6 protein-coding genes are annotated in these 6,206 nt (G+C 53.7%); all 6 read left to right on the top strand.

Annotated features, from left to right (window positions below; all coding sequences use genetic code 11):
• The coding region (locus RW092_RS13235; protein ID WP_316010419.1) for an OB-fold nucleic acid binding domain-containing protein at nt 1-708 on the top strand (708 nt) is incomplete at its 5' end.
• Nucleotides 709-1,343: 635 nt separating this feature from the next.
• A complete protein-coding gene (locus RW092_RS13230; protein WP_028540011.1) occupies nt 1,344-1,838 on the top strand; it encodes a phosphatidylglycerophosphatase A family protein in 495 nt (164 codons plus the stop codon).
• 256 nt (nt 1,839-2,094) lie between these two features.
• Nucleotides 2,095-2,283, top strand: a complete 189-nt coding sequence (locus RW092_RS13225) for a hypothetical protein (RefSeq protein ID WP_009226742.1) — start codon at nt 2,095-2,097, stop codon at nt 2,281-2,283.
• A gap of 123 nt (nt 2,284-2,406) precedes the next feature.
• On the top strand, nt 2,407-3,300 hold the full coding sequence (gene accD, locus RW092_RS13220; RefSeq protein WP_016312845.1) for an acetyl-CoA carboxylase, carboxyltransferase subunit beta: 894 nt from the start codon (nt 2,407-2,409) through the stop codon (nt 3,298-3,300).
• On the top strand, nt 3,301-4,401 hold the full coding sequence (locus RW092_RS13215; protein ID WP_028540009.1) for an acetyl-CoA carboxylase carboxyltransferase subunit alpha: 1,101 nt from the start codon (nt 3,301-3,303) through the stop codon (nt 4,399-4,401).
• Nucleotides 4,402-4,649: 248 nt separating this feature from the next.
• On the top strand, nt 4,650-6,071 hold the full coding sequence (gene pyk, locus RW092_RS13210) for a pyruvate kinase (RefSeq protein WP_016312843.1): 1,422 nt from the start codon (nt 4,650-4,652) through the stop codon (nt 6,069-6,071).
• Nucleotides 6,072-6,206 lie beyond the last annotated feature (135 nt).

Here is a 6,206-nt window from a genome sequence, read left to right as displayed (position 1 = left end):
GGGCTGTATTTGTCCGGCCATCCGCTGGACGATTTCGATGCCTTGCTGGAGGGCGAAGGCGTCGATCGGCTGATGGATTTGGCCGAAGCCCCGGACGACACCCGCACCGTTGTCGCGGGGATGGTCGTGTCCGTGAAGACGATCACAACCAAGCAGGGGAAAGCGATGGCGTTCATGGAGCTGGAGGACCAGATCGAGCGCTGCGAGGTTGTGTTGTTCCCCGAAGTGTGGCGGCGCTCGGCCGCCCACGTCGAGAAGGGGGCTTTGCTCGCGTTGCGCGGCGTCGTCCAGCAGCAGGACGAAGGCTTTAAGCTGCTGGCCGACGAAGTGGCTCCGCTGAGCGAGCAAAGCCTGGCCCGGCTGCGCCGCGGCCTTGCGCGCGGGCGCGGGCCAGGCGCCGCTGCGCGGCCGGCGGCACCGGCCGCGGCGGCGGGACCCGCGCCCGCGCCGGGCGCGCGGCGCGGGCAGGAGAAGACGCCGGCGCAGCGCGTCTTCATCAAGATCACAGCCGCGGCGGAGAACGCGCGGCTGCTGGAGCGGCTCAAGCTGCTGCTGGAGCAGCATCCCGGCCCGATCGCAACGGTGCTGTTCTACGAAAGCACCGGCAAGCTCTTGGCCTTGACGGAGCGCTACAGCATCAAGCCTTCGCCCGCTTTGATCCGTGAAATGGAGCAGATGCTAGGCCCCGACACGGTCAAAATCAAATAACGGCGATCTGCCGACCAAGGATCGCCATGATCCGGTGGCCATAACCCGGTTCTGCATAGATGCAGGGCCGGGTATTTATTTTGCACCCGATCTAATGGACTCCAGTGCCGTTATTCCAACGTTTACAAGAAGGTTGGCAAAGTAACGGACCTGAGCGACCTTATTTCATCGCATAGTGCCTGAAATCACCAGTTGGGTGCCAAATAACGGCCGTAGTGTCCGTTACATTGGGAAATCTGCGGGAAATGGGCAAATAGTGTCGCTGAGGTCCGTTAGCGCGGGCAAGCTTCGGATAGGTCGGGACACGGTTTAACGAACATTTTTGGAGGGTGGTGCATACACTTAGGAACACACGAATGACCAAGAATCGATCATGAAATGAATTCCGGCATCGTCAACTAGCGGGGGGAACTACGGTCAACGGTAGCCATCATCAGCACCAGCCAACGTCAACAACACCAACTACAGGCACTAGCCAACGTCTGTACCAGTTCAACAGCAGCACTAGCCGAGTTTCGTTCCTGGAGGTTACGAAGACGACCACTAAATGGACAGCACCTCGCAGTGTGACGACAACCCTATCGCGACAATTACGGGCAACGGCGGTTGCGCCGGGATCAAGGGAGGAAGAAACGATGACATATGAATTGGCGAAAGCGCAACTGCTGCGCCGTGGAGTGAAGCTGGAGGATATCGCTCAAATTGTGCATTCGCTGCAAACGGCGTATCATGCGGATCTGACGCTGGACCAATGCTTGGAAAGCGTCAAAGCTGTGTTGCAGAAGAGGGAGGTTCAATATACCCTATTTACGGGAATCGCACTTGATGAACTGGCTGAACAGAAGCAGCTCCCTGAACCGCTGCAAGCGATCCTGGAGGCCGACGAACCGCTGTATGGGGTGGATGAAACGATGGCGCTGGGCATCACGAGTGTGTTTGGAATGATTGGCCTGACAAGCTTCGGCTATTTGGACAAGGTCAAACCGGAGATCATAGGGAAGCTGAACAATCGCGGCGAACGCATTCATGTCTTTCTTGACGATTTAGTCGCCGGTCTGGCCGCAGCGGCTTCCGCGCGAATCGCCCATAAACATGAACAGGCCACGACCTATCCGTCGGGCTCCTCTTGAAAAATCGAGCCCAAGAGCCGATTGTCTTTGGACGGGATCCCGTCTCATCCAATGCCCTTGCCCCATTACTTCTGAAAATATCTTTCAGAGTAATGCCTGCTGTCCCGTGGAACCTAGCGCCGGGCTCTGCGGCGGATCCGTTGCCGAGACCCGCTTTCTGCGCGGGTTTCCTTTTGTTGCGGGATTTTTGAAAATTATGTTATCATTACTCTATTATACGGGCTCAAAGATTAGGTTAGGGGGCTTTGAAAAGGGCATGTGGACTGTTATGTATATTGCGCCTACCGCGAAAGTTGCGGATATGATCAAGACGAAACTCACCGAAGAAGGCTTCCTTGTCCAAACACGTCCTGTTAATTTATCCAAACAACAATACGAGATTTTAGTTCCTTCCGGGGAACTGGAAGAAGTGCAAGAAGTGTTGAATTCGATTTTGCATCCTTAGCAAAGGGATTCGAGATTCCTAGTGCAGATGAGGCCTAGAAGTGCGGGTTCATATAGGGTCGTCTGGGTTTTTATAGACTTTGTGGAACTGCTACGATAAATAAACGGCTGAAGAGGTGTAGTTGTGTTCAAAGATTTGTTTCAGAAGAAGAGGAAGTACGCGACCATTCCCTCAGGACGAACCGGCAATGAAGAGGGCACGCCGCAGGCAGATCGCCCCAAACGCGAAATTCCGGAAGGCCTGATGAATAAATGCGGCCGTTGCGGTGCGATTCAGTACAGCAAAGAACTGGAGAAGAATTTGATGGTGTGCCCTTCCTGCGGACACCATATGCGGCTGAACGCTCTGGATCGGATTCGCTATACCTTTGATGAAGGCAGCTTCACGGAGTACGATGCTGACTTGATCTCGGTCGATCCGCTGAAGTTCCCGGGGTATGCCAGCAAGCTGGAGCAGCAGGCTTTGAAATCGGGACTACGCGAAGCGGTCGTGACCGGAGAGGGGACCATCCATGGCTATCCTGCTGTGGCAGCCGTGATGAGCTTTGACTTCTTCACCGGGAGTATGGGATCGGTTGTAGGGGAGAAAATTACGCGTGCCATCGAGAAGGCCATCGAAAAACGTCTGCCGATGATCATTTTCTCCACATCGGGCGGAGCGCGGATGCAAGAGAGTATCCTCAGTTTGATGCAGATGGCCAAGACGAGCGCCGCTTTGGCCCGACTAAGCGAACATGGCGGTTTATATATATCAGTCATTACAGACCCGACGACGGGTGGTGTATCGGCTAGTTTTGCCATGCTTGGCGACATTATTGTGGCCGAGCCCGGGGCCGTATTTGGTTTTGCCGGAAGAATTGTCATCGAGCAGACGATTCGCCAGAAGCTTCCGGACGATTTCCAGACGGCGGAATTTAACCTGCAGCATGGTCAGGTCGATCTTGTCGTGAACCGCAAGGATATGAAATCGACGCTGGCGAAATTGCTAGAATTGCACGGCGTGAAGGGAGGAGTATAAATGGCTGGTGAATTGCCTTTTGAGACGCCTCTTGTGAAGCTGCGTGAGAAGATTTCTGAACTGGAGCAGTTTGGCAAAGAGAAGGGAATCGATTTTACCGATGAAATCGCGCGCTTGGAAGAGCGTTACCGGCAGCTGGAGGAAGAGATCTACAGCAACATTTCTCCCTCCCAAAAGATGCATCTGGCCCGCCATCATCAGCGCCCGACATCGCTGGATATGATCGGCTTGATCTTTGAAGATTTTATTGAACTTCACGGGGACCGGTTGTTTGGGGATGATTTGGCTGTTGTTGGCGGTCTCGCGAAGCTGGGCGGCGTGCCGGTCACGGTGATCGGGCAGCAGCGGGGGAAGGATACGAAGGATAATATCGCCCGCTTCTTCGGCAGCGCGCATCCGGAGGGCTTCCGCAAGGCGCTGCGGTTGATGCAGCAGGCGGACAAGTTCCGGCGGCCGATCATTACGTTTATCGATACGAAGGGGGCCTATCCGGGAATTACGGCGGAGGAGCGCGGACAATCGGAAGCGATCGCACGGAATCTGCGTGAGATGTCGATGCTGCGGGTACCGGTCATCTGCGTTGTTCTCGGAGAAGGCGGAAGCGGCGGCGCGCTCGCCCTTGGCGTAGGCAACCGCGTGCTGATGCTGGAGAATGCCATTTACTCCGTCATTTCGCCAAACGGGGCGGCCTCGATCCTTTGGAAGGACGCCTCCAAGGCCGATCAGGCGGCGGAAGCGATGAAGATCACCGCTCAAGATCTGCTTGAGATGGGCGTTATTGAAGAGATTGTTCCCGAACCGCGCGGCGGCGCACACCGGGATTATGATTCGACAGCTGCCTCGATCAAAGAGGCGTTGTTGCGTCATCTGGAAGAATTATCCGACCTGAATTCGGATGAGCTGGTGGAGGACCGTTATCGGAAATTCCGCAAAATCGGCGAGTTTCAGGTAGCAGGCAAGGCAGGAGCGCCGAAGGCGCAAGGAACTGTGGCACCGGAAACGGTGGCTGAAGTTGCGGGCCTCCCTGAGGGTGAGACGTCTTCCGAAGCGTCAAGCGAACCGGAAGCAGCTTCGCAGGTCCAAACTGCCAAGCCAAGTTAAAGTTTCACAGCGATAACCTTACGGGGGAACCTATGGGACCTCCGGTAAGGTTATTTTCGCTGTTTTCGGGAAATACTGGAGGTTTAGACGCCGAAAAACCCTATTGCTTAGCCAAGTCGCTAGGCGCATAATCATGGATAGTTCGTTACAATATGATAAACTTCCTATACAAATCGACAAAACTGTAGTAAATTTAGTTGTTGGAAAAGATTATATAGAGAGAACTATTTTAAACGGAGGAAACCCAAATGCGCAAAACAAAAATCGTATGTACTATCGGTCCTTCTAGTGAATCGTTAGAAAACATCAAGAAGCTGATTATGGCCGGAATGAACGTCGCTCGCTTGAACTTCTCCCACGGTGATTTCGAAGAGCATGGGAACCGGATCAAGAACATTCGTCAAGCGAGTGCGGAGCTGGGGAAATCGATCGCCATACTGTTGGACACCAAAGGTCCTGAAATCCGTACCGGTAAATTGAAAGAAGAGCCTATCGAGCTGGTACAGGATGAATTCATCACCTTGACGACCGAAGAGATTCTCGGCGACAAGAACCGGATCTCCATCACGTACAAAGATCTTCCTGGAGATGTGGAAGTCGGTTCGACGATTCTGATCGACGACGGTTTGATTGGTTTGACAGTCGTTGACATTCAAGGAACGGAAATCAAGTGCCGCATCGTCAATGGCGGAACGATCAAGAGCAAAAAAGGCGTTAACGTACCCGGCGTAAACATTTCCCTGCCAGGCATCACCGAGAAAGACGCTAACGACATTAAGTTCGGGATCGAGCAAGGCATCGATTTTATTGCCGCTTCCTTCGTTCGTAAAGCGAGCGACGTGCTTGAAATTCGTCAACTGCTGGAACAACACAACGCAACTCATATTCAAATCATCTCTAAAATCGAAAACCAACAAGGTGTTGACAACCTTGATGAAATCCTCGAAGTATCTGACGGCCTGATGGTTGCCCGCGGTGACCTCGGCGTAGAAATTCCTGCAGAAGATGTACCGCTTGTGCAAAAACGGATGATCGAGAAATGTAACCGTGTGGGCAAACCGGTTATCACGGCTACACAAATGCTTGACTCCATGCAACGCAACCCAAGACCTACGCGTGCAGAAGCCAGTGACGTAGCTAACGCAATTTTTGACGGTACGGACGCGATTATGCTCTCTGGCGAAACAGCTGCCGGGAAATATCCGGTGGAATCGGTACTGACGATGTCCCGCATCGCAGAGAAAGCCGAATCCGCTTTGGAATATCGTGAAATCTTCGTTAAACAAAGCAATGCCCAACAAACAACCGTAACCGAAGCGATCAGCCAAGCGGTTGCCAACTCGGCGCTGGAGTTGAATGCGAAAGCGATCATTACTTCGACGGAAACCGGTTATACAGCACGGATGGTCTCCAAATATCGTCCGAAAGCACCAATCATCGCTGTGACGACGGAAGATCAAACGCTGCGCCGCCTGGCTCTGAACTGGGGCGTAACGCCGGTGAAAGGAGATATCGCCAGCACGACGGACGAAATGTTCGACAAAGCGATGAAGGGCGGCCTGGATTCCGGACTGGTCAAAGAAGGCGACCTCGTTGTCATTACGGCTGGGGTACCGCTCGGACGTTCCGGATCCACGAATCTGGTGAAAATCGGGCAAATCCGCAAGTAACTTAAGGTTCATATACATCGACTTCAAGTCACAAAGAAAGCAATGGGGCCCGCTGAGGGACCATTGCTTTTTTTGCCGCCGAACGGGAACGGGGCCTGCGGCAGCATCACGAAAATCAGGAAGGAGCGGAGAAGG

The organism is Paenibacillus sp. 3LSP, from assembly GCF_032465655.1.
GTDB lineage: Bacteria > Bacillota > Bacilli > Paenibacillales > Paenibacillaceae > Fontibacillus > Fontibacillus barengoltzii.
This window is presented reverse-complemented; position numbering and strand designations above follow the sequence as displayed.

Excerpts from the sequence above, each read along its gene's own strand:
- RW092_RS13230 (WP_028540011.1), top strand. The coding sequence starts at position 1,344 with ATGACATATGAATTGGCGAAAGCGCAACTGCTGCGCCGTGGAGTGAAG.
- RW092_RS13215 (WP_028540009.1), top strand. The coding sequence starts at position 3,301 with ATGGCTGGTGAATTGCCTTTTGAGACGCCTCTTGTGAAGCTGCGTGAG.
- RW092_RS13225 (WP_009226742.1), top strand. The coding sequence starts at position 2,095 with ATGTGGACTGTTATGTATATTGCGCCTACCGCGAAAGTTGCGGATATG.
- pyk (WP_016312843.1), top strand. The coding sequence starts at position 4,650 with ATGCGCAAAACAAAAATCGTATGTACTATCGGTCCTTCTAGTGAATCG.